The organism is Corynebacterium humireducens NBRC 106098 = DSM 45392 (assembly GCF_000819445.1).
GTDB lineage: Bacteria > Actinomycetota > Actinomycetes > Mycobacteriales > Mycobacteriaceae > Corynebacterium > Corynebacterium humireducens.
Genome location: NZ_CP005286.1, coordinates 1,441,394 through 1,466,681, shown reverse-complemented (window position 1 = coordinate 1,466,681; position 25,288 = coordinate 1,441,394). Strand labels below are relative to the sequence as shown.

Sequence of the window (25,288 nt, the reverse complement as noted above, 5' to 3'; positions counted from 1 at the left end):
GGGGAAGGAGGTCACGATGAGTGAACGCACTGACGGCGCGACCACGGTGGAGCTGCTCGGCTCCGACGACGTCGCCCGCACTGTCGCACGCATCGCGCACCAGATCATTGAGAAAACGGCCCTGGACTCCCCGGAGGCCGGTCGAGTCATGCTGCTGGGCATCCCGTCGGGGGGAGTGCCCCTGGCCGACAGGCTGGCAGCGAAGATCGAGGAGTTCTCCGGCGTGGCGGTGCCCGTCGGCGCCCTCGACATCACGCTCTACCGCGATGACCTGCGCAACAAGCCGCATCGCGCCCTGAAGCCCACCACCATCCCGGCCGGCGGCATCGACGGCGCCACGGTCATCCTCGTCGACGACGTGCTGTACTCCGGCCGCACCATCCGCGCCGCCCTCGACGCCCTGCGTGACATCGGCCGCCCGGAGAACATCCAGCTCGCGGTCCTCGTCGACCGGGGCCACCGCCAGCTGCCGATCCGCGCGGACTACGTCGGCAAGAATCTGCCGACCTCGCGCGCCGAGGACGTCGCAGTGCTCCTCGAGGCGATCGACGGCCGGGACGCCGTCATCCTGACCAAGCCCGACACCCGGGAGAACAACTGATGAAGCATCTGCTGTCCATCTCCGACCTGGACCGCGACGAGATCCTCGGCCTGATGGACGAGGCCGACCGTTTCCGTGAGGCGCTGGAGGGACGGGAGATCAAGAAGCTGCCGACCCTGCGGGGCCGCACGATCTACTCCCTCTTCTACGAGAACTCCACCCGCACCCGTTCCTCCTTCGAGACGGCGGGCAAGTGGATGAGCGCCGACGTGATCAACCTGTCCGCGTCCTCCTCCTCCGTGAAGAAGGGCGAGTCCCTCAAGGACACCGCCCTGACCCTCGCCTCCATCGGCGCCGACGCCATCGTCATGCGCCACCCCTCCTCGGGTGCCGCGCAGCTCGTGGCCGACTGGGTCACCGGGGCCGGCTACAGCACCTCGGTGATCAACGCCGGCGACGGCTCGCACCAGCACCCGACGCAGGCGCTTCTCGACGCCGTGACCATGCGCCAGCGCATCGGCGACATCGAGGGCAGGAAGGTCCTCATCGTCGGTGACATCCTCCACTCCCGCGTCGTCCGCTCGAACGTCGACCTCCTGTCGACCCTCGGCGCGGAGGTCGTCCTCGTCGCCCCGCCGACCCTCCTGCCCTACGGCGTGGAGAACTGGCCGGTGCGCGTCGCCCGCGACTTCGACGAGGAGATCCCGGACGCCGACGTCGTGATGATGCTGCGCGTGCAGCAGGAGCGCATGCTCGGCGGCTTCTTCCCGTCGCACCGCGAGTACGCCACCCTGTACGGCCTGTCGAAGGCCCGCGCCGCCGCCATGAAGGACGGGGCGATCATCATGCACCCGGGTCCGATGCTGCGCGGCATGGAGATCAACCACGCCGTCGCCGACTACGACAACGCTGCGGTGCTGCAGCAGGTCAACAACGGTGTGCACCTGCGCATGGCTGTCCTGTTCACCCTCCTCGCCACCGACGGCCCGTCCGGAATCTAGGAGTTCACATGACCAACGCTGATTTCCCCGCCACCGGTCCGCTGGCCCCCGTCGAGGCCGGAACGCTCAAGCTCGTCGACGTCCGTCTCTACGGCGAGGGTGACCCCGTCACCGTCCTCATCGAGGACGGCGTCATCGTCTCCCTGGACGCCGACCGTGACGCGGAGGCCGACCGCACCGTCGACGGCCGGGGTCACGTCCTGCTGCCGGGCCTGGTGGACATCCACGTCCACCTGCGTGAGCCGGGCCGCGAGGACACCGAGACCATCGTCACCGGTTCCCAGGCCGCCGCGAAGGGCGGTTTCACCGCCGTGTTCACCATGGCCAACACGATGCCGGTCATGGACCAGCCGGTCATCGCCGAGTCCGTGTGGCTCAAGGGCCAGCACGCCGCGATCTGCGACGTGCACCCGATCGGTTCCATCACCAAGGGGCTGGGCGGCAAGGAGCTCACCGAGTTCGGCATGATGGCCAACTCCCAGGCCCGGGTGCGCATGTTCTCCGACGACGGCAAGTGCGTCGACGACCCGCAGATCATGCGCCGCGCCCTCGAGTACGCCAAGGGCCAGGACGTCCTGCTTGCCCAGCACGCCGAGGAGCCGCGCCTCACCGAGGGCTCCGTCGCCCACGAGGGTGAGACCGCCGCGAAGCTGGGCCTGCGGGGCTGGCCGCGCGCCGCCGAGGAGTCCATCGTGGCCCGCGACGCGCTGCTCGCCCGCGACTACGGCAACCGTGTCCACGTGTGCCACGCCTCCACGACCGGCTCCGTCGAACTGGTCAAGTGGGCCAAGGCGCAGGGCATCCCCATGACCGCCGAGGTCACCCCGCACCACCTGCTGCTCACCGACGAGAAACTGCACACCTACGACGGCCAGTACCGCGTCAACCCGCCGCTGCGCGAGGAGCACGACACCCTGGCCCTGCGGGACGCGCTTCTCGACGGCACCATCGACTGCGTCGCCACCGACCACGCCCCGCACGGCTCGGAGGAGAAGTGCGTGGAGTTCGAGTACGCCAAGCCGGGCATGCTCGGCCTGGAGACCTCCCTGGCGATCGTCGCCGAGCTCTTCGTCGCCACCGGCCGCGCCGACTGGCGCTGGGTGGCCAAGGTCATGAGTGAGCGCCCCGCCGAGATCGTCCGCCTGCCGGGGCACGGCCGTCCCATCGCGGTCGGCGAGCCCGCCAACCTGACGATCGTCGACCCGGGAAGCACCTGGACCGCCCGTGGCGCGGACATGGCCTCCAAGGCCGAGAACACCCCCTACGAGGGCATGGAGTTCTCCGCGAAGGTCACCACCACGGTGCTCCGCGGCCGACTGACCTGCGTCGACGGCGTCCCCGCCGAGCCGCGCGAGGAGAACTGACCAGACATGAACAACACCGACAACACCGTCCACACTGCGAAAGGTGACGCCTTGACGTCCTCCACCCACACCCGCATCCCGGCCGTGCTCGTGCTCGCCGACGGCCGCACCTTCCGCGGCTACAGCTTCGGCGCCGCCGGCAAGGCTCTCGGCGAGGCCGTGTTCACCACCGCCATGACCGGCTACCAGGAGACCCTCACGGACCCCTCCTTCCACCGTCAGATCGTGGTCAACACCGCCCCGCAGATCGGCAACACCGGCTGGAACGACGAGGACAACGAGTCCCGCGACGGCAAGATCTGGGCCGCCGGCCTGGTCATCCGTGACCTCGCGCACCGCGTCTCCAACTGGCGTGCCCAGCGCAGCCTGCCCGAGGAGATGGCGGAGCAGGGCCTGGTGGGCATCCGCGGCGTCGACACGCGCGCCCTGGTCCGCCACCTGCGTGACCACGGCTCGCAGCCGGCCGGCATCTTCACCGGCGACAACGCCGACCGCCCGGTCGACGTCCTCGTCGCCGAGGTCAAGGCACAGCCGACCATGCAGGGCGCCGACCTCACCGGCGAGGTCACCACCAACGAGGTCTACGAGGTCCCCGCCGAGGGCGAGGCCCGCTACACCGTCGTCGCCTACGACCTGGGCCTGAAGTCCACGACCCCGGCGCAGTTCGCCAAGCGTGGCATCCGAACCGTCGTCGTCCCGGCCTCCACCCCGTTCTCCGACCTGGCGCAGTACTCCCCGGACGGCGTCTTCCTGTCCAACGGCCCGGGTGACCCGGCCACCGCCGACGCGATGGTCGCCACCACCCGCGAGATCATCGAGGCGCGTCTGCCGCTGTTCGGCATCTGCTTCGGCAACCAGATCCTGGGCCGTGCCCTCGGTCTGGACACCTACAAGCTGAAGTTCGGCCACCGCGGCATCAACGTGCCGGTCAAGAACGTCCTCACCGGCAAGATCGACATCACCTCCCAGAACCACGGCTTCGCCCTGCAGGCGCCGGAGGGGGAGACCTTCGAGACCGACTTCGGTCCGGCCCGCGTCACCCACGTGTGCCTCAACGACGACACCGTCGAGGGCGTCGCGCTCGTCGACGGCCGCGCCTTCTCCGTCCAGTTCCACCCGGAGTCCGCCGCCGGCCCCCGCGACGCGAACCCGCTGTTCGACCAGTTCATCGAGCTGATGGACGGTTCCGCCGGCCACGCAGGCGTCGAGAAGTAAAGAAACCAGGAGTTTAAGGAAAACAATGCCCAAGCGCACAGACATCAAGCACGTCCTGGTCATCGGCTCCGGCCCGATCGTCATCGGTCAGGCCTGCGAGTTCGACTACTCCGGCACCCAGGCCTGCCGCGTCCTCAAGGAGGAGGGCCTGCGGGTCACCCTCATCAACTCGAACCCGGCCACCATCATGACCGACCCGGAGTTCGCGGACCACACCTACGTCGAGCCGATCGAGCCCGAGTACATCGAGCGGATCTTCGAGAAGGAGATCGAGCAGGGTCACCCGATCGACGCCGTCCTGGCCACCCTCGGCGGCCAGACCGCCCTCAACGCCGCCATCCAGCTGGACCGTCGCGGCAGCCTGGAGAAGTACGGCGTCGAGCTCATCGGCGCCGACATCCCCGCCATCCAGCGCGGTGAGGACCGTCAGATGTTCAAGGACATCGTCGCGTCCGTCGGCGGCGAGTCCGCCCGCTCCCGCGTCTGCCACAACATGGAGGAGGTCCACGAGACCGTCGCCGAGCTGGGTCTCCCGGTCGTCGTCCGTCCGTCCTTCACCATGGGTGGCCTGGGCTCCGGCCTGGCGTACAACGAGGAGGACCTCGAGCGCATCGCCGGTGGCGGCCTGGCCGCATCCCCGGAAGCCAACGTCCTCATCGAGGAGTCCATCCTCGGCTGGAAGGAGTTCGAGCTCGAGCTCGTCCGTGACTCCAAGGACAACGTCATCGCCGTCGCGTCCATCGAGAACGTCGACGCCATGGGCGTGCACACCGGTGACTCCGTGACCGTCGCCCCGGCGCTCACCCTCACCGACCGCGAGTTCCAGGAGCTGCGTGACCTGGGCATCGCCATCATCCGTGAGGTCGGCGTCGACACCGGCGGCTGCAACATCCAGTTCGCCATCAACCCGGCCGACGGCCGCTGCATCACCATCGAGATGAACCCGCGCGTGTCGCGTTCCTCCGCGCTGGCGTCGAAGGCCACCGGCTTCCCGATCGCCAAGATCGCCGCCAAGCTGGCCATCGGCTACACCCTCGACGAGATCACCAACGACATCACCGGCGTCACCCCGGCCGCCTTCGAGCCGGCCCTGGACTACGTGATCGTCAAGGCCCCGCGCTTCGCGTTCGAGAAGTTCCCGGGCGCCGAGGACACCCTCACCACCACCATGAAGTCCGTCGGTGAGGCCATGGGCATCGGCCGCAACTACATCGCCGGCCTCAACAAGGTCATGCGTTCCCTGGAGCAGAAGCAGCACGGCTTCTGGACCACCGACGACGAGTCCTTCGCCGGCGACCGCGCCACCGACCTCGACGCCGTCCTCGAGGACCTGAAGCGTCCGACCGACGGCCGCCTCTACGACATCGACCTGGCCCTGCGCCTGGGCGCCACCGTCGAGCAGGTCCACGAGGCCTCCGCCGTCGACCCGTGGTTCCTCGCCGAGATGAAGGCCCTGGTGGACTTCCGTCAGACGCTTCTCGACGCCCCCGTGCTCGACGCCGACCTCCTCCGCGAGGCGAAGTACCTGGGCCTGTCCGACGCCCAGATCGCCGCCCTGCGCCCGGAGTTCGCCGGTGAAGACGGTGTCCGCCGTCTGCGCTGGTCGCTGGGCATCCGCCCGGTGTACAAGACCGTCGACACCTGCGCCGCCGAGTTCGAGGCGCAGACCCCGTACCACTACTCGGCCTACGAGCTGGACCCGTCCGCGGAGTCGGAGGTGTCCCCGCAGACCGAGAAGGAGAAGGTCATCATCCTGGGCTCCGGCCCGAACCGCATCGGCCAGGGCATCGAGTTCGACTACTCCTGTGTCCACGCGGCCCTGGAGCTGTCCCGCATCGGCTACGAGACCGTCATGGTCAACTGCAACCCGGAGACCGTGTCCACCGACTACGACACCGCCGACCGTCTCTACTTCGAGCCGCTGACCTTCGAGGACGTCCTGGAGATCTACCACGCGGAGTCCCAGTCGGGCACCGTCGCGGGCGTCGTCGTCCAGCTCGGCGGCCAGACCCCGCTCGGCCTGGCGCAGCGCCTGGCCGACGCCGGCGTCCCCGTCGTGGGCACCACCCCGGAGGCCATCGACCTGGCCGAGGACCGCGGCGAGTTCGGTGAGGTCCTGCGCAAGGCGGACCTGCCGGCGCCGGCCTTCGGCACCGCCACCTCCTTCGAGGAGGCCCGCGAGGTCGCCGACTCCATCGGCTACCCGGTCCTGGTCCGCCCGTCCTACGTCCTGGGTGGCCGCGGCATGGAGATCGTCTACGACGAGGACTCCCTGGCCGACTACATCGAGCGCGCCACCGAGCTGTCCCCGGACCACCCGGTCCTGGTCGACCGCTTCCTCGACTCCGCCATCGAGATCGACGTCGACGCCCTGTGCGACGGCGAGGAGGTCTACCTGGCCGGCGTCATGGAGCACATCGAGGAGGCCGGCATCCACTCCGGCGACTCCGCCTGTGCGCTCCCGCCGATGACCCTCGGCCCGGAGGACATCGAGAAGGTCCGCGAGTCGACCCGTGCTCTCGCACACGGCATCGGCGTCAAGGGCCTGATGAACGTCCAGTTCGCGCTGAAGGACGACATCCTCTACGTCATCGAGGCCAACCCGCGTGCCTCCCGTACGGTCCCGTTCGTGTCCAAGGCCACCGGCGTCCACCTGGCCAAGGCCGCGTCCCGCATCATGATGGGCGCCACCCTGGCCGAGCTGCGCGCGGAGGGGATGATCCCCACCGACTACGACGGTGGCTCCCTGCCGCTGGAGCACCCGATCGCGGTGAAGGAGGCCGTGCTGCCGTTCAACCGCTTCCGCACGGAGGACGGCTCCATGCTCGACACCCTGCTCAGCCCGGAGATGAAGTCCACCGGTGAGGTCATGGGCCTGGCCGACAACTTCGGCGCCGCCTTCGCCAAGGCCGAGGCCGCCGCGTTCGGCGAGCTGCCCACCGCGGGCCGCATCTTCGTGTCCGTGGCCAACCGGGACAAGCGCACGCTGATCTTCCCGATCCAGCGTCTCGCCTCCCTCGGCTTCACCCTCCTGGCCACCGCAGGCACCGCCTCCATGCTGCGCCGCAACGGCATCGAGTGTGAGACCGTGCTCAAGGCCTCCGACATCCGGGGCGGTGCGGAGGGCGAGTCCATCGTCGACCTCATCCTCGCCGGTGAGATCGACCTCATCCTCAACACCCCGGCCGGTTCCGCCGGTGCCCGCCACGACGGCTACGACATCCGTGCCGCCGCCGTCAGCGCCGGCGTCCCGCTGGTGACCACCGTCCAGGGCATCACCGCCGCCGTCCAGGGCATCGAGGCACTGCGTGCCGACGACCTCGGCGTCCTCGCCCTGCAGGAGCTCGAGCACTGATGACCTTCGGTTCCCGGCTTCTCGACGCCGCCGCCACCCGCGGCCGCCTGTGCGTCGGCATCGACCCCCACGCCTCCCTCCTGGAGGCGTGGGGGCTGGAGGACTCCGTCGTGGGTCTGGCCGAGTTCAGCCGCCGCTGCGTGGAGGCCTTCGCCGACACCGCGGCCCTGGTCAAGCCCCAGGTGGCGTTCTACGAGCGCTACGGCTCCGCCGGCTTCAAGGTCCTCGAGGCCACGCTGGCGGCGCTGCGGGAGGCCGGCTGCCTCACGGTGGCCGACGCCAAGCGCGGCGACATCGGCTCCACCATGGCCGGCTACGCCGACGCCTGGCTGGGGGAGGACTCCCCGCTGCGTGCCGACGCCGTGACGGTCTCCCCGTACCTCGGGGTCGGGGCGCTGGCCCCGGTCCTCGACCTGGCGGAGGCCACCGGCGGGGGAGTGTTCGTGCTGGCCGCGACCTCCAACCCGGAGGCCGTGGTCCTGCAGAACCATGCAGGTCAGGACGGTCGTACCATCGCCCAGCAGGTGGTGGACGAGTGTGCCGCGCGCAACGCGGCGCATGAGGGTCCCGGCAACGTCGGCGTCGTCGTCGGCGCCACCCTGGAGCAGGCGCCGGACCTGTCCCGTCTCAACGGCCCGGTGCTCATGCCGGGCGTCGGCGCGCAGGGCGGCTCGGCGGAGGACGTGGCGCGGATCGCGCGCGGCGTCGAGAAGCTCGCGTTCCCCAACATCTCCCGTGCTGTCCTGGGGGCCGGCCCCCGGGTCGGGGACCTGCGGGACGCGGTGGTCAGCGCCGCCGCGGAATTCCCAGGTCGCTGAATATTGGGACGACCGGGTGGCGACCTGGTACTTTAGAAATCGCGATCCGCTGATGTGCCTGAATGGGCATGTCAGAGGGGTGGCGTCAGGGCCGGTGCTAAACTGGTCCGGAGTCAGTGCGCTGTGGTGTGACCACACGCTGCAGGCCACTGAGATCTGGTACGTGAGTACCCGGACAACTTGAACTATCAGCCCATTTGAATCGGAGGAAACCCCGTGGCCCTTCCCCAGTTGACTGACGAGCAGCGCAAGGCAGCCCTCGCCAAGGCCGCAGAGGCCCGCAAGGCACGCGCCGAGCTCAAGGAGCAGCTCAAGCGCGGAGAGACGAACCTCAAGGAGGTTCTGGACAAGGCACAGGACAACGAGATCATCGGCAAGACCAAGGTCTCCGCACTGCTCGAGGCCCTCCCGAAGGTGGGCAAGGTCAAGGCCAAGGAGATCATGGAGCAGCTCGAGATCGCCCAGACCCGTCGCCTCCGTGGCCTCGGTGACCGTCAGCGTCGCGCCCTGCTGGAGCGCTTCGGCTTCTCCGAGGACTAGGGTCATGCCCGGCGAGAACCCCGCGGGTCGTCTGGTCGTCCTGGCCGGGCCCTCCGCGGTGGGCAAGTCCACTGTGGTTCATCGCCTGCGCAGCGACGTCGACCGGCTGTACTTCAGCGTGTCGATGACCACCCGCGCTCCGCGTCCCGGCGAGGTCGACGGCGTCGACTACTTCTTCGTCTCCCCGGACCAGTTCCAGGAGAACATCGACAACGGCATGATGCTCGAGTGGGCTGACATCCACGGCGGCATCCAGCGCTCCGGCACCCCCGCGGCCCCCGTCCGGGAGGCACTGGCACAGGGTCGCCCCGTGCTCGTGGAGGTTGACCTGGAGGGCGCCCGCAACGTCAAGAAGATGATGCCGGAGGCACGGTCCATCTTCCTCGCCCCGCCGTCGTGGGAGGTGCTCGTCGAGCGCCTCACCGGCCGTGGGACGGAGCCGGAGGACGTCATCGCACGTCGTTTGGAGACCGCCCGCGAGGAACTGGCCAGCCAGGACGAGTTCGACCACGTCGTGGTCAACGAAGAGCTGGATGAGGCTGTCCAGGCCATCAGTGATATTCTGCTCGGCAGGCTTTAACTCTCAACCCAGAAAAAGGTGTACGTGACCAACGTGAACAACGACACGTCCAACTCCGCCGTCTCCACGGCCGTCTACGACGCGCCGGAGGGCATCACCGCCCCGCCGATCGATGAGCTGCTGGACAAGGTGTCGTCCAAGTACGCGCTGGTGATCTTCGCTGCCAAGCGTGCACGCCAGATCAACAGCTACTACCAGCAGCATGATGAGGGCGTCTTCGAGTTCGTCGGTCCTCTGGTGACCCCGGAGCCCGGCGAGAAGCCGCTGTCCATCGCCCTGCGCGAGATCGACGCGGGCCTGCTGGACCACGAGGAAGGCGCCTAGGCGTCCCCTCCCCTCCGACACCCCCTCCGCCCCCGTGGTGGAGGGGGTGTCGTCGTCTGTGCCGACCTGCGGCCCGGGCACCCGTGGAAACCCGGACGCTTGACTAGAGTCGGACCCATGACTGAGAAGCAGCCACGTCGTGTCGTTGTCGGAGTGTCCGGGGGAATCGCCGCCTACAAGGCCTGCCACCTGGTGCGGGACCTCAAGGAGGCGGGTGACGACGTCCGCGTGGTGCCGACCCCGAGCGCCCTCAACTTCGTCGGCGCGGCGACCTTCGAGGCGCTCAGCGGCCATCCGGTGTCGACGACCGTCTTCGACGCCGTCGACGAGGTGCAGCACGTGCGCGTCGGCCAGGAGGCGGACGCGGTGGTCATCGCCCCGGCGACGGCGGACGTCATGGCCCGGCTGGTGGCGGGCCGTGCCGACGATCTGCTCACCGCGACGGTGCTCGTGGCGCAGTGCCCGGTCATCGTCGTCCCGGCGATGCACACGGAGATGTGGTGGAACCCCGCCACGCAGGCCAACGTGCGGACCCTGCGGGAACGCGGCGTCATCGTCCTCGAGCCGGCCCACGGCCGGCTGACGGGCAGGGACACCGGCCCCGGGCGGCTGCCGGAGCCGGACCAGATCGCCGAGCTCACCCGCGCCGTCCTCGACGGGGCGGACCTCACGCCGGACTGGGCGGGACGCCGGGTGCTCATCACCGCCGGCGGCACGCAGGAGAACCTCGACCCGGTGCGCTTCCTGGGCAACCGTTCCTCCGGCCGGCAGGGTTTCGCGCTGGCGGAGATCGCCGCCCACCGCGGGGCCCAGGTGACCATCGTGGCCGGCGCCACCGATGACCTGCCGACGCCGTCGGGGGCGACCGTCGAGAAGGTGACCAGCGCCCGGGAGATGGCGGAGGTCGTCGGCAGGCTGGCGCCGGAGATGGACGTCATCATCATGGCGGCGGCCGTCGCCGATTTCCGTCCCGTCAGCCAGGCGGACGCGAAGATGAAGAAGGGTCACGACGACGCGGCGCTTCAGCTCCTGGAGCTGGTGGAGAACCCGGACATCCTCGCCACGACGGTGCAGCAGCGCCGCGAGGGTCTCGTCCCCGCAGAGACCACCATCGTGGGCTTCGCCGCAGAGACCGGTGACGGACAGACCAGCGCGCTCGAGTACGCGCAGGCCAAGCTCACCCGCAAGGGCTGCGACCTGCTCATGGCCAACGAGGTGGGGGAGGGCCGGGTCTTCGGCCAGACCCGCAACAGCGGCTGGCTGCTCACCGCCGACGGCGCTGTCACGGAGGTTCCGGACGGTTCCAAGCACGTGGTGGCGGCGGCGATCCTCAGCGCCGTCGACGACCTGCGCAATTGACGCTTTTAGACCGCTTGGTCTATATTGGGCGGGACGCTCAGTCATATCATTAATTTGACCCCCGAAAAGGACCCGCCCGTGTCAGAGAACCCCGCCACCACCACGGTGGCCTTCGACAAGCCCGCCACGATCCGCCTGTTCACCAGCGAGTCCGTCACCGAGGGCCACCCGGACAAGATCTGCGACGCCATCTCGGACACCATCCTCGACGCCATGCTCGAGCAGGACCCGACCGCGCGCGTGGCCGTCGAGACGCTCGTGACCACCGGCCAGGTCCACGTCGTCGGTGAGGTCCGCACCACCGGCTACGTCGAGATCCCGCAGCTCGTGCGCAAGACCCTCGTGGACATCGGCTTCATCTCCTCCGAGGTCGGCTTCGACGGCACCACCTGCGGCGTCAACATCGCCATCGGCGAGCAGTCCCAGGAGATCGCCGACGGCGTCGACTCCTCCCACGAGGAGCGTTCCGGCGTCGAGATCGACGAGGACGACCGCGCCGGCGCCGGCGACCAGGGCCTCATGTTCGGCTACGCCAGCAACGAGACCCCCGAGTACATGCCGCTGCCCATCGCCCTGGCCCACCGCCTGGCCCGCCGCCTCACCGAGGTGCGCAACCAGGGCATCGTCCCGCACCTGCGTCCCGACGGCAAGACCCAGGTCACCTTCGCCTACGACGAGCAGGACCGCCCGGTCCGCCTCGACACCGTGGTCATCTCCACGCAGCACGACCCGGAGGTCACCCAGGACTGGCTGCACGAGCAGCTGCGCGAGCACGTCCTCGACTGGGTCATCGCCGACGCCGGCCTGATCGGCATGGTCGACGAGGAGCTCACCCTCCTGGTCAACCCGTCCGGCTCCTTCATCCTCGGCGGCCCGATGGGCGACGCTGGCCTGACGGGCCGCAAGATCATCGTCGACACCTACGGCGGCATGGCCCGCCACGGCGGCGGCGCCTTCTCCGGCAAGGACCCGTCCAAGGTGGACCGTTCCGCCGCGTACGCCATGCGCTGGGTGGCCAAGAACATCGTCGCCGCCGGCCTGGCCGAGCGCGTCGAGGTCCAGGTGGCCTACGCCATCGGCCGCGCGAAGCCGGTCGGCCTCTACGTGGAGTCCTTCGGCACCGCCGCCGCGGGCCTCAGTGACGCGGACATCCAGGGCGCCGTCGAGAAGGTCTTCGACCTGCGGCCCGCCGCCATCATCCGCGAGCTCGACCTGCTGCGCCCGATCTACGCGCAGACCTCCGCCTACGGCCACTTCGGCCGCCTCGACCTGGATCTGCCCTGGGAGCGGCTCAACCGGGTGGACGAGCTCAAGGCGGCTCTGGGCCGCTAGAGTATTCGGCATGGCCTCCCCCCGCGTCCCCGCAGAACACCTGCCGGTGGCGCGGGTTCTGCCTCTCCTGGGCCTGGCCCACCTCGACCGGCCCTTCGACTACCAGGTGCCGTCGACGCTGGATGACGACGCCCAGCCCGGCGTCCGCGTCCGCATCCGCTTCGCCGGGCGGCTTGTCGACGCCGTCCTCCTCGAACGCCGCGCCGACACCGAGCACGAGGGCGGGCTGAGCTGGATCGAGCGGGTGATCTCCCCGCACGTCGTGTACCCGCCGCGCACCGCCCGGCTCATCGAGGCGCTGGCCGACCGGTACGCCGGCAACCGTTCCGACCTCATCCGGGCGGCGCTGCCCACCCGCCACGCCCGTGCGGAGGAGGCGGACGTGTCGACCCCCTGGGAGGAGCTGGGGGAGACCGCCGAACCGGACCTCTCCGCGTGGGCGGGTTACGCGTACGGGATGTCCTTCGTCGACGCGGTGCTGGCGGGGCAGACGGCCCGGGCTGCCTGGCAGGTGGCCCCCGGCGACTCCTGGGCGGAGGCCCTGGCGGCGCTGGCCGTCAAGGTGGTCCTCGACGGTGGTGGAGCGCTGCTCGTGGTGCCGGACCAGCGGGACGTCGACACGCTGGAGGCCGCCCTGCGGGAGCTGGTCGGCGCGAAGCAGATTACCGTCCTCACCGCGGCGCAGGGACCGCAGGCCCGCTACCGGCGCTTCCTCTCGGTGCTGGCGGGGCAGGGACGGCTGGTGATCGGCACCCGCTCGGCCGCCTTCGCCCCGGTCCACGACCTGCGGCTGGCGGTCGTCCTCCACGACGGCGACGACAACCTCGTCGACCCCCGCGCCCCCTACGTGCACGCGCGGGAGGTGCTCACCACCCGCAGCGCACAGGAGGGCTGCTCCCTCATCCTCGCCGGCCACACCCGCTCCGCGGAGACGCAGCTGCTCGTCGAGTCGGGCTGGATGCACGACCTGGTCGCCTCCCGCGACACGGTGCGCCGCCGGGCCCCGCTCATCCGCGCCACCGCCGACTCGGACTTCGAGCTGGAACGGGACCCGCTGGCCGCCTCCGCCCGCCTGCCGAAACGGGCCTTCGAGGCCCTGCGGGGGGCGCTCGACCGGGGGGAACCCGCGCTGGTCCAGGTGCCCCGCAAGGGATACGTGCCGACCCTCGCCTGCGCGTCCTGCCGCGCGCCCGCCCGCTGCCGCCGCTGCAACGGACCCCTGGGCCTGCCCGTCCGCGGGGGAGAACACGGCAGCGTGCCCACCTGCCGCTGGTGCGGGGCCCCCGACGCCCGCCACCGCTGCGGCGACTGCGGTTCTCCGCGTCTACGTGCCGTCGTCCTGGGGGCGGACCGGACCGCCGAGGAACTGGGGCGGGCCTTCCCCTCGGTGCGGGTGGTCACCTCCGGCGGCAACCGTGTCGTGGACACGGTGCCGGCGGAGAAGGCCCTCGTCGTCGCGACGCCCGGCGCCGAACCGCGCGTGGACGACGGGGCCTACGGCGCCGCCGTCCTCCTCGACACCTGGGCGCTGCTCGGGCGGCAGGACCTGCGCGCCACCGAGGACACCCTGTCCCGGTGGGCCGGGGCGGCCACCCTCGTGGCCCCCGCCTACCGCAGTGGGGAGGTGGTGGTCGTCGCGGACGCCGGCCTGCCGGTGGTGCAGTCCCTCATCCGCTGGGACATGGTGGGGGCGGCGGCGCGGGAACTGGCGCAGCGTCGCGACGTCGGCTTCCCCCCGGCCGTCCACATGGTCGCCGTCGACGGGGCGAACGCCGCACTCGACACCTTCCTCGAGCTGGTCTCGCTGCCGCCCGAGGTCGAGGTCCTGGGGCCCGTCGACCTGCCGCCCGGCGTCACGCTGCCGGGGGAGTACGACGAGAACCGTTTCGGTCCGCCCCAGCGTCTGCTGCTGCGGGCACCCCTCGGCCCGCGCGCGGCCCTGGGCCGGGCCCTCCGGGCCGCGGTGGTGGCCAAGGCCGGCCGCAGGGAGGACCTGCCGCTGCGCATCCAGGTGGATCCGCTGCACATCGGCTAGCGTGCGGCCTGCACCGAATTCAGCCGCCGCCACCCGGGACGTAGACTGTCACCCATGACAATCCGTGAGATCCGCCTGTTCGGCGATCCCGTCCTGACCACGCGGTCCGACGAGGTCACCGAGTTCGATGACAGCCTGCGCACCCTCGTCGAGGACATGCTCGAGACCATGGACGAGGCCGGGGGTGTCGGCCTGGCCGCCAACCAGATCGGCCTGACCCGCCGGATCTTCGTCTACGACTGCAGCCACGTCGAGGACGGTCTGCGCGGCCACATCATCAACCCCGTGTGGGAGGCGGTCGGGGAGGAGACCCAGCTCGGACAGGAGGGCTGCCTGTCGATCCCGGACATCTCCGCCGACACCGAGCGCTATGAGACGGTCCGGGTCTCCGGGCAGGACGTCGACGGCAACCCGGTCGCCATGGTCGCCTCCGGGCTCATGGCGCGCTGCATCCAGCACGAGACTGACCACCTCGACGGGGTGCTCTTCCTCAGGCGGCTCACGCCGGAGCTCCGCAAGGACGCGATGGCGAAGATCCGCACCTCCGAGTGGTTCAACAAGTAGTCAAAGGAAACACATGCGCCTGATCTTCGCCGGAACCCCCGAGCCCGCGGTCGTCGCCCTGGAGCGGCTGCTCAAGACCGACCATGAGGTCGTCGCGGTGCTCACCCGCCCCGACGCCCGTCGTGGCCGGGGCCGCACCCTCCACCCCAGCCCCGTGAGTGCCCTCGCCCAGGAGCACGGCATCGAGGTCCTCACCCCGACCACCCTCAAGGCGGGCACCGAGGACGGCGACGCCATCCGCACCCGCCTCGCCGAGCTCGCCCCCGACGCCATCCCGGTCGTCGCCTACGGCAACCTCGTGCCGAAGGACCTGCTCGACCTGCCGACCCACGGCTGGGTCAACCTGCACTTCTCCCTGCTCCCGGCGTGGCGCGGGGCCGCCCCCGTGCAGGCCGCGATCCGCGCGGGCGACGACATCACCGGTGCCGCCACCTTCCGTATCGAGGAGGGCCTGGACACCGGCCCGGTTCTCGGGACCGTCACCGAGGAGATCCGCGGCACCGACACCGCCGACGACCTGCTCACCCGCCTCGCCTACTCGGGAGCCGACCTCCTCGCCGCCACGATGGACGGCCTCGAGGCCGGCGCGCTGGTCGCCGAGCCGCAGGTCGGCGAGGCCACCTACGCCCCGAAGATCACCACCGAGGATGCCCGCATCGACTGGTCGCAGCCCGACTTCGCCGTCGACCGGCACATCCGCGCCCACACCCCCGGACCCGGCGCCTGGACCATGCTTCTCGACGACCGCGTGAAGATCGGCCCCGTCACCCCCGGCTCCGCCGTGGAGGGCCTGGCCCCCGGCGAGATCCACGTGGACAAGAACACCGTCAGCGTCGGCACCGGCACCGGCGCCGTGACCCTCGGCCTGGCGCAGCCCCCCGGCAAGAAGATGATGAACGCCGCCGACTGGGCCCGCGGCAACGCGGCCCTGCAGTCCGGCGAGAAGGTGAGCTTCCAGTGAGTGGTGGATTCCGGTCCCGCGCCAAGTCCTCCGGCCAGGAGCCGAAGAGGCAGGCCCCGAAACAGACGCCGAAGCAGGCCCCGCGGCAGGCCCGGCCGCAGCAGAGCCGGAAGCGGCCGGAGAGGCGGAACACTGCGGGCGTCGACAAGCCGCGTCTGCTGGCCTTCGACGTGCTCACCCGCGTCCGGGAGGACGACGCCTACGCCAACCTGATCCTGCCGCGCATGCTGCGCGAACGCCGGATCGTCGACCGTGACGCCGCGTTCACCACGGAGATCACCTACGGCACGCTGCGGACCCTGGGCGTGCTCGACGCCGTCATCGCGGAGTGCTCCTCGCGCGGGCTCGACCAGATCGCGCCCGAGGTGCTCGACGCCCTGCGGCTGGGCACCTACCAGCTGCTGTACACGCGGGTGGAGCCGCATGCGGCCGTCGACACGACCGTCCGGCTGGTGGAGGCCGCGGGCCACGAGAAGGCCAAGGGATTCGCCAACGGCATCATGCGCACCATCTCCCGGACGCGACCGGAGAAGTGGATCGAGAGGCTCACCCCGCCGGGCGAGATCGCGGCCGCCGCCTTCCGCAACGCGCACCCCGAGTGGATCGCGCAGTCCTTCTCCCGGGTCCTCGGCCTCGGGGACCTCGACGCGGCGCTCGGCGCGGACTCGCAGCGCCCGACCGTGCACCTTGTCGCCCGTCCGGGCGAGATCAGCGCGGAGGAACTGGCACTCATGACCGGCGGCGAGGAGGGCGAGTACTCCCCGTACGCCGTCCACCTCAGCAGCGGCGACCCCGGGGACCTCGAGCCGGTCCGCGAGGGGCTGGCCGCCGTCCAGGACGAGGGTTCGCAGCTCATCGCCCGCGCCGTCGTCGAGGCCCCTCTCGAGGGGGAGGACCGCGGCCGGTGGCTGGACCTGTGCGCCGGTCCCGGCGGCAAGGCGGCGCTCATGGGCGCGCTCGCGCGTATCGACGCCGCCCACGTCGACGCCGTCGAGGTCTCCCCGCACCGCGCCAAGCTGGTGGAGCAGACCACCCGGGGGCTGCCCGTGAAGGTGCACGTCGCCGACGGCCGGGACCCGGGACTCGAGCCCGGCTACGACCGCGTGCTTGTCGACGCCCCCTGCTCCGGCCTCGGCGCCCTGCGCCGCCGGCCGGAGGCCCGCTGGCGCAAGGCCGAGTCCGACATCGACGGTCTGGCACCGCTCCAGTACGAACTGCTCGCCTCGGCGCTCAACCTGGTCCGCCCGGGCGGCGTCGTCATCTACTCGACGTGCTCCCCGGACCTGCGGGAGACCCGCGCGATCGTCGACCGTGCCGTGGCCGAACTCGGTGCGGTGGAGCTCGACGCGCACGAGCTGGTCGCCCCGATGCAGGACGTCGGCACGCACCGGAGCGTGCAGATGTGGCCCCACCGCCACGGCACCGACGCGATGTTCTTCGCGGTGCTGCGCCGGGGCTGATCTCTCAGCCCCTTCAGCTGCGTCCCGGGGCGGTGGACCCGTCATACTCCAGGACGCTGCCGTCGGGGCGTCTGAGCAGCACGTCCGTCCCCAGGGGGCGTTCCTGCAGGTATTTCTCCTCGAGTTGCTCGATACCGAGGGCGTGCTTGCGGGAGAGCGCACGGTGCTCCTCGTCCGTGCCGACGGTGTCGGCCAGGAGACGGAACGCCGCGATCCGGTCGGAGAGCAGCAGCAGGAACGCCTGGTTGTACACCTCGTCGTCGCTCGCCGGGGAGTCCCGGTAGTACTCGTACATGCTCTGGGACCGGTCCATGAGCTCCCAGTACCAGGCGCTGCCCCGGAGCGGACCGGTCGAGGGGCGCGGGGCAGGGGAGGGCACGGGGCGGGAGGTGGGGGCCGGGACGTGGGTGTGGCGTCCCGGTTCGGGGAACTGCCCCGGATTCCCGCGTTCGTAGGCGATGAGCAGGAGCTGCGCGACGAGCAGCACGCCCGCCGCACCGGCCGCGAGCAGGACGGTCCGGCGGGTGCGCCTCCCCGGCTCGCGTTCCATGCCTCCTCCTCTACTCTCCGGTGAAGTTGGGCGCGCGCTTCTCGGCGCGGGCGGCCCGGGACTCGTGCACGTCCCGGGAGTGCCAGGCTGCGGCGGCCGCCTCGCCGCGGGCGGTCTCGTCGTAGGGGGCGTGCGAGGTGTGGGCGAACTCGTACTTGAGGTGGCGCAGGGTGAGCGGGGCCTTGGTGGCCAGCAGCTGCGCCAGCTGGAGGGCGTCGTCGAAGCCACCGGCCTGCACGGCGTAGCCGGAGCGGACGGCGTCCTCGGCGGACAGTGCCGCGCCCGTGAAGAGCATGGTGCGGGCGATCGCCCCGCCGACGAGGTGCTCCAGGGTGCGGATGGTCACCTCGTCGAGGGCGATGGCCACGTCGACGATGGGCACGCGGAACAGGGCGGTGTCATTGACCACGCGCAGGTCGCACGCCATGGACAGCTGGGTGCCGGCGCCGATGGCGGGGCCGTTGATCCAGGCGACCACCGGGATGGGCAGGGTCTGGATCGTGCCGAGCATCCGCAGCAGGCGCGGGTAGAAACCACCCGCGTAGACGTCGCCGGACAGGTCCGCACCCGCGGAGAACACCGTGCCGTCGCCGTGGAGCAGGACCACCCGGGCGCCGTCTTCCACGGCCGCCAGCATGGCCTCCTCGATGGCGTCGCACATGGGGATGTTGAGGCTGTTGCGCTTCGGGTGGTTGTTGAGCTTGATCTCCCGGATCTTCCCATCGGCGTGGTCGGCGGTGACGACGAGCGGCTGCGCGGCGTCGGTGTTCGAGGTGGTCACGTGGGAGAGTCCTTCCGGGTGGAGAGTTTCTGAGACCTATCATCTTGCCCCATGCAGCCCTCCCGCGGGGAGCGGACGGCTCAGAACGGGAGCTCCTCCCCACGGTGCGGAGGGCTGTACGGACGAAGGCGACGCCCGGGGAAGTCGTCGATGTCGCGCGGCTCGGTGTCCTGGCTCTCCAGGTACTCCTGGAAGGTGAGGCGGGGCCGGTGCCGCCTGATCTCGGGGATCGACGGGAGGGGCCGGGCGATCCAGGCCCGGAGTATCCGTGCCCGCAGCTGCGGCAGGTTGCCGTCGGCACCGGCGAGGATGTCGCGGCCGAAGTCCGTGGCACCCAGGCTGGAGCCGGGTTCTGCGGTGAGCACGCCGGCGTCCACCCCCACCTGCAGGACGCCGGTGAGGGCGGTGGCGTCGCGTGCCGAGTTGATGCCGCCCCGGTAGCCGTAGCTGTGACCGACCGGAGGGACGAGCTCGGGGAACTTCCCGGCGAGCGTCCGCACCACCGCGACTGGCAGGAAGCCGTGGTTGGTCACGCGCGGCGGTTTCTCGGAGGTGGCCAGCCGCAGGAGCTCGAAGAGTATCTCCACGTCCGGGACCCCGGAGATGAAGTGGTGGTAGCTGCGCAGCTCGTCCTGGCGACCCTCCGCCCGCAGCACCGTGTACAGCTCCATGGCGGACTCCGGGTCGGGGAGCTCGGGGGTCATGAGGCCGATCAGCGCCTCGATGATGATGGCGCGCTCCAGGTCGGGAGGCAGCGGTTCCCCGTTCCGGGCCATCTGGACCGCGTTGTACTCCGCGAGCCGCAGTTTCGGTCCGGGGAGCAGGGGAACGGTGTCCTTGAGGATCGCCGGGACGTCCTTGTCCCGGTACTCGTCGCTGCGGATGTCGATGCGGAACACCCAGCCGTCGAGACGGCTGAGTATGAACTCGGCGTCCTGCACGTGGTCCGGGAGGGGCCTGCCGAGCAGTTCCTCGGAGAGCTGCGGGTGCTCGAAGTGGTGGGCCTCGCGGCCGTGGTACCGCCCGTCGATCCTCAGGATCGCGTCCGGGCTCGGGTACCGGCCGAGCGCGATGCACATCCGGTCCAGCAGTTCCTCCACGGTCATGGTGTCCCGGACGGTCAATGTGCGCACGAGCCTGTGCTCCGCCCCCTTGAGCGTCATGGTCACGGTCAGGTACCGGTGTGTGCCCACCATCGTCAGCATGTTCTCCCCCTGTGTGGTTGATGTCCCCCTCACCACACCACGACGTGCCGCCGCCGTCGAGAGTGTCCTCCGCAACCTGTGGACAACTCCGGCCTCCGGCGCAACCTGTGGACAACACGCCGCTTTCCGACGCCCCGTGTCACGCCCCTGTGGTAGAGGGCGGCAGGGGAGAAACGGGGCGAACCGCCCCCTCCCGTGATGACTCATGTAACAATCGGCCCATGCGAAACATCCTTCACACCGCTGTCGCCGTGGCCGCCGCCACGGCTCTGCTGCTGACCCCCGTCGCCGACGCCTCCTCCCTGTCCTCCTCGCGGACCGTCGTCCCGGCTCCCTCCGAGCCGACTGATCCAACTGATCCGACTGATCCCGCTGACCCGAGCGATCCGACTGATCCCGCTGACCCTGCAGATCCCACCGACCCCGATGAGGACCGCCCGGGCGCCGAGGTCGTCTCTGAGGTGGAGAAGGCTCTCGTCGCGGCCGGCCATGAGGTCGACCCGAAGCTGACCGCCATCGCCCAGAAGCTGGCGGACGACTGGACCGGGAAGGTCACCCTGAACTCGCTCCTCCCGGAGGTGGTGGCGGCCGGCTACACCGCGGCATCGAGTCGCGGGTACATGGGGCCGGACGGCCTGGAGCACCACATCGAGGAGTGGCAGGAGGGCCACCCGGACCTCGGGAAGATCAAGGGGAGGAACGTCGGCGTGGCGTTCTCCACCGAGCAGGACGGCAAGGGCCAGGACCAGCTGTGGATCGTCTGGGCCGGCGAGGAGATCTGATTCACCCTCCCCGTGACGCCTCCTGAGGGTTACCCTGGAAAGCATGGAGGCGAAACGAACACAGGTGGTCGCGCGAGTGGTCGGCCTGATGATGGTCGGCCTGCTCACGCTGACAGCCTGCGGGGCCGACAGTTTCGACATCCCGGACCTCCCCGGCTCCGGGGGAATGGTCGCCGAGTACGCCCCCGGCCTGGCGGACACCGACATCGAGGACCGGGCCGCAGCGCCGGACAGTGAGGTCCGCGAGGAGGTCATCACCACCGGGACCGCCACCGTGAGCACCGACGACCCCGCCGCGGCCGCCGCGGACTTCAGCGCCACCGTCCGTGAGCACGGCGGCCGGATCGCCGACTCGGAGACCAGCACCCGGAACGACCTGCCCCGGGCCACCGTCACCGCCCGGGTCCCGGCGGCGGAGTTCCAGACCGTGCTCGACTCCCTCGCCGACCGCGGGGAGGTCGTCGCCCAGTCGACCACGTCGACGGACGTGGGGCAGGAGAAGGCCGACCTCGAGGCCCGGCAGAGGGCGCTGCAGGCGTCCATCGACCGTCTCAGTGAGCTCATGGCCGGGGCCGATTCCGTCGAGGATCTGCTCAGGGCCGAGGAGATGCTCACCCAGCGGCAGGCCGAGCTCGACTCCCTGACGGGGCAGCTCGACTGGCTCTCCGACCGGGTCGCCCTGTCGACCCTCACCGTCACCTTCACCGTCGACGACGACGGCTACCGCCCGCCCAACGTGTTCGAGCAGGCGTGGGAGACCTTCCTGTTCTCCCTGCAGTCGGTCATCATCGTGTTCATGGGGCTGCTGCCGTGGCTGGTGGTCATCGCCGCGATCGCCGCCGCCGTCCTGGCCCTGGTGCGTCGTCGCCGGAGGCGCCGTACCCGCCCGGACCGTGAGGAAGGGCAGCCGGAGGAGTAAGCGCCGTTTCGGCGCCTCACCTGGCCCCGCGTACACTCGTGGCCATGGCATCTCCGATCATCGCTCCCAGCATCCTCGCGGCCGACTTCTCGAAGCTCGGCGAGGAGGTCCGCGCCGTCGCGAACGCGGACTGGATCCACGTGGACATCATGGACGGTCACTTCGTCCCCAACCTGTCCTTCGGCCCGGACATCACGAGGACCGTCGACAAGATCACCGACCAGCACCTCGACGTGCACCTCATGATCGAGAACCCGGAGCGGTGGGTCGACCACTACGTCGACGCCGGAGCCGACTGCGTCATCTTCCACGTCGAGGCGACCGAGGACCATGTCGCCCTGGCCCAGCACCTGCGCGCGAAGGGCGTGAAGGCGGGCTTCTCCCTCAAGCCGGGCACCCCGATCGAGCCGTACCTGGCTGACCTGCCGCATTTCGACCTCGTCCTGGTCATGTCGGTGGAGCCGGGCTTCGGCGGCCAGTCCTTCATGCCGGATCAGCTGGAGAAGGTCCGGGCGCTGCGGGAGGCCATCGACGCCGCGCAGCTGGACACCCTCATCGAGATCGACGGCGGCATCTCCGAGAAGACGATCCGCGCGGCCGCCGAGGCCGGCTGCGACGCCTTCGTCGCGGGCTCCGCCGTGTACGGCAAGGAGGACCCGGCCGCGGCCGTCGACAACCTGCGTCAGCTCGCCACCATCTAGATGGACGACATCGGTAGGGCGTTGGCCGCCGCCCTCAGCTCCGGCGCGGAGGTGCGGGGCCGGACCAGCCCCAACCCGCCGGTGGGAGCGGCGATCCTCGACCGGAACGGCGAGCTCGTCGGCCGGGGCGCGACCCAGCCCGCGGGCGGCCCGCACGCCGAGGTCATGGCGCTGCGCGAGGCGGGGGAGCGGGCACGCGGCGGCACCGCCGTGGTCACCCTCGAGCCCTGCAACCACACCGGTCGCACGGGTCCCTGTTCGCAGGCGCTTGTCGACGTCGGCGTGGACACCGTCTACTACTGCCAGCCGGACCCCAACCCGGTGGCCACCGGGGGCGCCACCTTCCTGCGCGAGAACGGTGTCAACGCCGAGTGCCTCGACCATGAGGTGGAGGCCCTGGTGCCGTGGCTGACCGCGGTCCGCCGCAACCGGCCCTCGGTGACCCTCAAGTTCGCCCAGACCCTCGACGGTTTCACCGCGGCGCTGGACGGGTCGAGCCAGTGGATCACGGGACCGGAGGCACGTCGGCACGTGCACGGGGACCGTTCACGGCGTGACGCGATCATCATCGGCACCGGCACCGCCATCGCCGACAACCCCTCGCTCACCGCCCGGGACGGGGACCGGGAGCTGCCGGTGCAGCCGCGGCGCGTGGTCATCGGCGGCCGTTCCCTCACGGGGCACGCCGGCAACCTGCACCGCCTCGGCTTCGAGCAGTACCGGGGAATTCCGGAGGCCCTGTGGCGGTTGTGGGACACAGGGGCACGGGACGTCCTCGTCGAGGGCGGCGCGCACCTGGCCTCCGGATTCGTGGAGGCCGGCCTGGTCGACCACATCCAGGCGTATGTCGCTCCGGCGCTGCTCGGGCAGGGCCGGAGCGTCCTCACGGAGGCGGTCGGTCTGAGCATCGACGACGCCCTCCGATTCCGTACCCGCCGCGTCGTCCAGCTGGGCGACGACGTGCTCATCGAGATGACCCGAAAGGACTGAGCAGTTGTTCACAGGACTGGTTGAGGAGATCGGCCGCGTCGAGAAGCTCGAGCCGCAGGAGGACGCCCTGCGTCTGACGATCGGTGCCAGCAAGGTGCTCACCGACGCCTCCTTCGGTGACTCCATCTCCGTCAACGGCGTGTGCCTGACGGTCGTGGAGCACAGTGACACGCAGTTCACCGCCGACGTGATGCAGGAGTCCCTCGACCGCACCGGCCTCGGGCAGCTGCAGGTCGGCTCGCGGGTGAACCTCGAGCGTGCCCTGGCCGCCGGTGCCCGCCTGGGCGGACACATCATGCAGGGCCACGTCGACGGTACCTCCTGCCTGCTCAGCCGGGAGAGCTCGGAGAACTGGGACGTGCTGCGATTCTCGCTGGACGCGGACCTGGCGCGGTACGTCGTCGAGAAGGGCTCCATCGCCGTCAACGGCACCAGCTTGACTGTGTCCGCGGTGGGGGAGGACTGGTTCGAGGTCTCCCTCATCCCGACGACCCTCGCGGAGACCACCCACGGTGAACTCGCCGAAGGCGACGTCGTCAACATCGAGGTCGACGTGCTGGCCAAGTACGTCGAGAAGATGCTCGGCGACAGGGCCGACGGTCGGACCGGCCGTGCGGAGGGCTAAGGTTGATCCCCGTGAGTGACGAAACCCTGGAGAAGACCGACAGCCTGCGCCTCGACACGGTGGAGCGCGCCATCGCCGACATCGCGGCCGGCAAGGCGGTCGTGGTCGTGGATGATGAGGACCGTGAGAACGAGGGCGACCTCATCTTCGCCGCCGAGCTGGCGACCCCCGAGCTCGTGGCCTTCATGGTCCGCTACAGCTCCGGCTACATCTGCACCGCCCTGACCAACGCCGACTGCGACCGTCTCGATCTGCCGCCGATGGTGGCGCAGAACCAGGACGCCCGCCACACCGCGTACACCGTCACCGTCGACGCCGCGACCGGCACCACCGGCATCTCCGCGACGTCCCGGGCGGAGACCATCCGCCGTCTCGCCGACCCGACCACCACCCGCCTCGACTTCACCCGCCCCGGCCACGTCGTGCCGCTGCGGGCCGTCGAGGGCGGCGTGCTGGCCCGTGACGGCCACACCGAGGCCGCCGTGGACCTCTCCGTCCTGGCGGGGCTGCGCCCGGCCGGCGTGCTCTGCGAGATCGTCTCCGAGGACGACCCGACCGACATGGCCCGCGGCCCGGAGCTGCGCCGCTTCTCCGACGAGCACGGCCTGGCGATGATCTCCATCGAGCAGCTCATCGAGTACCGCCGCCGCACCGAGTCGCAGGTCGAGCGCCTGGTGGAGACCCGCATGCCGACCGAGTTCGGTGAGTTCCGCATGTACGGCTACCGCCACCGCGTCGACGGCACCGAGTTCGTCGCCCTGACCGTCGGTGACGTCACCGGCGACGGCGACGTCCTCGTCCGTGTCCACTCCGAGTGCCTGACCGGCGACGTCTTCTCGTCCCGCCGCTGCGACTGTGGTCCGCAGCTGCACGAGTCGATGCGCATGGTGCAGGAGGCCGGCCGGGGCGTCATCATCTACCTGCGCGGCCACGAGGGCCGCGGCATCGGCCTCATGGCCAAGATGGAGGCCTACCGCCTCCAGGACCTGGGGCTCGACACCGTCGACGCCAACCTGGAGCAGGGACTGCCCGCCGACGCCCGCGAGTACTCCGCCGCCGGCCAGATCCTCCGTGACCTCGGCGTGGGCTCCGTCTCCCTGCTGACGAACAACCCCACCAAGTGCGCCGCGCTCGAGGGCTTCGGCGTCGACATCAGCGGCCGCACCTCCATCCCGGTGGAGCCGAACGCCGACAACATCCGCTACCTGCGCACCAAGCGTGACCGCATGGGCCACGACCTGCCCGGCGTCGACGCCTGGGACGCCGGACACCCCGACAACTAAGGA

Annotated in this window: 24 protein-coding genes; 21 read left to right on the top strand and 3 right to left on the bottom strand. The window is 70.5% G+C overall.

What is annotated here, in order from left to right; all coding sequences use genetic code 11:
- Positions 1 to 16 precede the first annotated feature (16 nt).
- The 15 genes from pyrR (at position 17) to B842_RS07225 (ending at position 17,449) form a co-directional block, all read left to right on the top strand.
- Positions 17 to 601 (top strand): bifunctional pyr operon transcriptional regulator/uracil phosphoribosyltransferase PyrR, encoded by a 585-nt coding sequence (gene pyrR, locus B842_RS07295; RefSeq protein WP_040085932.1) that lies wholly within the window; start codon positions 17 to 19, stop codon positions 599 to 601.
- The gene (locus tag B842_RS07290; protein WP_040085931.1) at positions 601 to 1,542 is read left to right on the top strand and encodes an aspartate carbamoyltransferase catalytic subunit; all 942 of its coding nucleotides are present in this window, start codon (positions 601 to 603) and stop codon (positions 1,540 to 1,542) included. Before pyrR ends, B842_RS07290 begins: the two co-directional genes overlap by 1 nt.
- Positions 1,543 to 1,550: 8 nt before the next feature.
- The gene (locus B842_RS07285; RefSeq protein ID WP_040085930.1) at positions 1,551 to 2,906 is read left to right on the top strand and encodes a dihydroorotase; all 1,356 of its coding nucleotides are present in this window, start codon (positions 1,551 to 1,553) and stop codon (positions 2,904 to 2,906) included.
- 6 nt (positions 2,907 to 2,912) lie between these two features.
- On the top strand, positions 2,913 to 4,121 hold the full coding sequence (gene carA / locus B842_RS07280) for a glutamine-hydrolyzing carbamoyl-phosphate synthase small subunit (protein WP_174520260.1): 1,209 nt from the start codon (positions 2,913 to 2,915) through the stop codon (positions 4,119 to 4,121).
- A 25-nt stretch (positions 4,122 to 4,146) separates the two neighbouring features.
- Positions 4,147 to 7,476 carry a carbamoyl-phosphate synthase large subunit gene (carB, locus tag B842_RS07275; RefSeq protein WP_040085929.1) on the top strand — a complete coding sequence of 1,110 codons (3,330 nt, stop codon included), beginning with the start codon at positions 4,147 to 4,149 and terminating at the stop codon, positions 7,474 to 7,476.
- The gene (gene pyrF, locus B842_RS07270) at positions 7,476 to 8,294 is read left to right on the top strand and encodes an orotidine-5'-phosphate decarboxylase (protein WP_040085928.1); all 819 of its coding nucleotides are present in this window, start codon (positions 7,476 to 7,478) and stop codon (positions 8,292 to 8,294) included. The genes carB and pyrF overlap by 1 nt, the downstream gene beginning before the upstream one ends.
- Before the next feature lie 216 nt (positions 8,295 to 8,510).
- The gene (gene mihF, locus B842_RS07265) at positions 8,511 to 8,834 is read left to right on the top strand and encodes an integration host factor, actinobacterial type (protein ID WP_040085927.1); all 324 of its coding nucleotides are present in this window, start codon (positions 8,511 to 8,513) and stop codon (positions 8,832 to 8,834) included.
- Positions 8,835 to 8,838: 4 nt separating this feature from the next.
- The gene (gmk, locus tag B842_RS07260; RefSeq protein WP_040085926.1) at positions 8,839 to 9,414 is read left to right on the top strand and encodes a guanylate kinase; all 576 of its coding nucleotides are present in this window, start codon (positions 8,839 to 8,841) and stop codon (positions 9,412 to 9,414) included.
- A 24-nt stretch (positions 9,415 to 9,438) separates the two neighbouring features.
- Positions 9,439 to 9,738, top strand: coding sequence for a DNA-directed RNA polymerase subunit omega (gene rpoZ, locus B842_RS07255; protein ID WP_040085925.1), 300 nt, complete (start codon positions 9,439 to 9,441; stop codon positions 9,736 to 9,738).
- A gap of 117 nt (positions 9,739 to 9,855) precedes the next feature.
- On the top strand, positions 9,856 to 11,097 hold the full coding sequence (gene coaBC / locus B842_RS07250) for a bifunctional phosphopantothenoylcysteine decarboxylase/phosphopantothenate--cysteine ligase CoaBC (protein WP_040085924.1): 1,242 nt from the start codon (positions 9,856 to 9,858) through the stop codon (positions 11,095 to 11,097).
- Between the two features lie 78 nt (positions 11,098 to 11,175).
- The gene (gene metK / locus B842_RS07245) at positions 11,176 to 12,429 is read left to right on the top strand and encodes a methionine adenosyltransferase (RefSeq protein WP_245631345.1); all 1,254 of its coding nucleotides are present in this window, start codon (positions 11,176 to 11,178) and stop codon (positions 12,427 to 12,429) included.
- Positions 12,430 to 12,439: 10 nt separating this feature from the next.
- Positions 12,440 to 14,464: a primosomal protein N' gene (locus B842_RS07240; protein ID WP_040085923.1), complete on the top strand. Its 2,025-nt coding sequence runs from the start codon at positions 12,440 to 12,442 to the stop codon at positions 14,462 to 14,464.
- A gap of 54 nt (positions 14,465 to 14,518) precedes the next feature.
- A complete protein-coding gene (gene def, locus B842_RS07235; RefSeq protein WP_040085922.1) occupies positions 14,519 to 15,028 on the top strand; it encodes a peptide deformylase in 510 nt (169 codons plus the stop codon).
- 13 nt (positions 15,029 to 15,041) lie between these two features.
- A complete protein-coding gene (gene fmt / locus B842_RS07230) occupies positions 15,042 to 15,989 on the top strand; it encodes a methionyl-tRNA formyltransferase (protein ID WP_040085921.1) in 948 nt (315 codons plus the stop codon).
- Entirely contained in the window at positions 15,986 to 17,449 is a 1,464-nt protein-coding gene (locus tag B842_RS07225) for an RsmB/NOP family class I SAM-dependent RNA methyltransferase (RefSeq protein ID WP_040085920.1), read from the top strand. The genes fmt and B842_RS07225 overlap by 4 nt, the downstream gene beginning before the upstream one ends.
- A gap of 13 nt (positions 17,450 to 17,462) precedes the next feature.
- Here the strand turns inward: B842_RS07225 and B842_RS07220 are convergent, their stop codons facing one another.
- The 3 genes from B842_RS07220 to B842_RS07210 all read right to left on the bottom strand — a co-directional run bounded on the left by B842_RS07220 (position 17,463) and on the right by B842_RS07210 (position 19,976).
- Positions 17,463 to 17,999, bottom strand: coding sequence for a hypothetical protein (locus B842_RS07220; protein WP_040085919.1), 537 nt, complete (start codon positions 17,997 to 17,999; stop codon positions 17,463 to 17,465).
- A 10-nt stretch (positions 18,000 to 18,009) separates the two neighbouring features.
- Entirely contained in the window at positions 18,010 to 18,780 is a 771-nt protein-coding gene (locus B842_RS07215) for an enoyl-CoA hydratase (RefSeq protein ID WP_052437806.1), read from the bottom strand.
- An 80-nt stretch (positions 18,781 to 18,860) separates the two neighbouring features.
- Entirely contained in the window at positions 18,861 to 19,976 is a 1,116-nt protein-coding gene (locus B842_RS07210; RefSeq protein WP_156119470.1) for a hypothetical protein, read from the bottom strand.
- A gap of 230 nt (positions 19,977 to 20,206) precedes the next feature.
- Here B842_RS07210 and B842_RS07205 point away from each other — a divergent pair, with 230 nt between their 5' ends.
- From B842_RS07205 to B842_RS07180, 6 genes are read left to right on the top strand one after another with little or no spacing between them, the layout of a single operon-like run.
- On the top strand, positions 20,207 to 20,767 hold the full coding sequence (locus B842_RS07205; RefSeq protein WP_040085917.1) for a hypothetical protein: 561 nt from the start codon (positions 20,207 to 20,209) through the stop codon (positions 20,765 to 20,767).
- Between the two features lie 43 nt (positions 20,768 to 20,810).
- Positions 20,811 to 21,686 (top strand): DUF4349 domain-containing protein, encoded by an 876-nt coding sequence (locus B842_RS13180; RefSeq protein WP_082028402.1) that lies wholly within the window; start codon positions 20,811 to 20,813, stop codon positions 21,684 to 21,686.
- A gap of 44 nt (positions 21,687 to 21,730) precedes the next feature.
- On the top strand, positions 21,731 to 22,387 hold the full coding sequence (gene rpe, locus B842_RS07195; protein ID WP_040085916.1) for a ribulose-phosphate 3-epimerase: 657 nt from the start codon (positions 21,731 to 21,733) through the stop codon (positions 22,385 to 22,387).
- Entirely contained in the window at positions 22,388 to 23,377 is a 990-nt protein-coding gene (ribD, locus tag B842_RS07190) for a bifunctional diaminohydroxyphosphoribosylaminopyrimidine deaminase/5-amino-6-(5-phosphoribosylamino)uracil reductase RibD (protein ID WP_040085915.1), read from the top strand. It abuts the gene before it with no gap.
- 4 nt (positions 23,378 to 23,381) lie between these two features.
- Positions 23,382 to 24,002 (top strand): riboflavin synthase, encoded by a 621-nt coding sequence (locus tag B842_RS07185; RefSeq protein ID WP_040085914.1) that lies wholly within the window; start codon positions 23,382 to 23,384, stop codon positions 24,000 to 24,002.
- An 11-nt stretch (positions 24,003 to 24,013) separates the two neighbouring features.
- On the top strand, positions 24,014 to 25,285 hold the full coding sequence (locus B842_RS07180) for a bifunctional 3,4-dihydroxy-2-butanone-4-phosphate synthase/GTP cyclohydrolase II (RefSeq protein ID WP_373277287.1): 1,272 nt from the start codon (positions 24,014 to 24,016) through the stop codon (positions 25,283 to 25,285).
- Positions 25,286 to 25,288: the final 3 nt, after the last annotated feature.

Excerpts from the sequence above, each read along its gene's own strand:
- pyrR (WP_040085932.1), top strand. The coding sequence starts at position 17 with ATGAGTGAACGCACTGACGGCGCGACCACGGTGGAGCTGCTCGGCTCC.
- B842_RS07290 (WP_040085931.1), top strand. The coding sequence starts at position 601 with ATGAAGCATCTGCTGTCCATCTCCGACCTGGACCGCGACGAGATCCTC.
- B842_RS07285 (WP_040085930.1), top strand. The coding sequence starts at position 1,551 with ATGACCAACGCTGATTTCCCCGCCACCGGTCCGCTGGCCCCCGTCGAG.
- carA (WP_174520260.1), top strand. The coding sequence starts at position 2,913 with ATGAACAACACCGACAACACCGTCCACACTGCGAAAGGTGACGCCTTG.
- carB (WP_040085929.1), top strand. The coding sequence starts at position 4,147 with ATGCCCAAGCGCACAGACATCAAGCACGTCCTGGTCATCGGCTCCGGC.
- pyrF (WP_040085928.1), top strand. The coding sequence starts at position 7,476 with ATGACCTTCGGTTCCCGGCTTCTCGACGCCGCCGCCACCCGCGGCCGC.
- gmk (WP_040085926.1), top strand. The coding sequence starts at position 8,839 with ATGCCCGGCGAGAACCCCGCGGGTCGTCTGGTCGTCCTGGCCGGGCCC.
- coaBC (WP_040085924.1), top strand. The coding sequence starts at position 9,856 with ATGACTGAGAAGCAGCCACGTCGTGTCGTTGTCGGAGTGTCCGGGGGA.
- B842_RS07240 (WP_040085923.1), top strand. The coding sequence starts at position 12,440 with ATGGCCTCCCCCCGCGTCCCCGCAGAACACCTGCCGGTGGCGCGGGTT.
- def (WP_040085922.1), top strand. The coding sequence starts at position 14,519 with ATGACAATCCGTGAGATCCGCCTGTTCGGCGATCCCGTCCTGACCACG.
- fmt (WP_040085921.1), top strand. The coding sequence starts at position 15,042 with ATGCGCCTGATCTTCGCCGGAACCCCCGAGCCCGCGGTCGTCGCCCTG.
- B842_RS07220 (WP_040085919.1), bottom strand. The coding sequence starts at position 17,999 with ATGGAACGCGAGCCGGGGAGGCGCACCCGCCGGACCGTCCTGCTCGCG.
- B842_RS07210 (WP_156119470.1), bottom strand. The coding sequence starts at position 19,976 with ATGGTGGGCACACACCGGTACCTGACCGTGACCATGACGCTCAAGGGG.
- B842_RS07205 (WP_040085917.1), top strand. The coding sequence starts at position 20,207 with ATGCGAAACATCCTTCACACCGCTGTCGCCGTGGCCGCCGCCACGGCT.
- B842_RS13180 (WP_082028402.1), top strand. The coding sequence starts at position 20,811 with ATGGAGGCGAAACGAACACAGGTGGTCGCGCGAGTGGTCGGCCTGATG.
- rpe (WP_040085916.1), top strand. The coding sequence starts at position 21,731 with ATGGCATCTCCGATCATCGCTCCCAGCATCCTCGCGGCCGACTTCTCG.
- ribD (WP_040085915.1), top strand. The coding sequence starts at position 22,388 with ATGGACGACATCGGTAGGGCGTTGGCCGCCGCCCTCAGCTCCGGCGCG.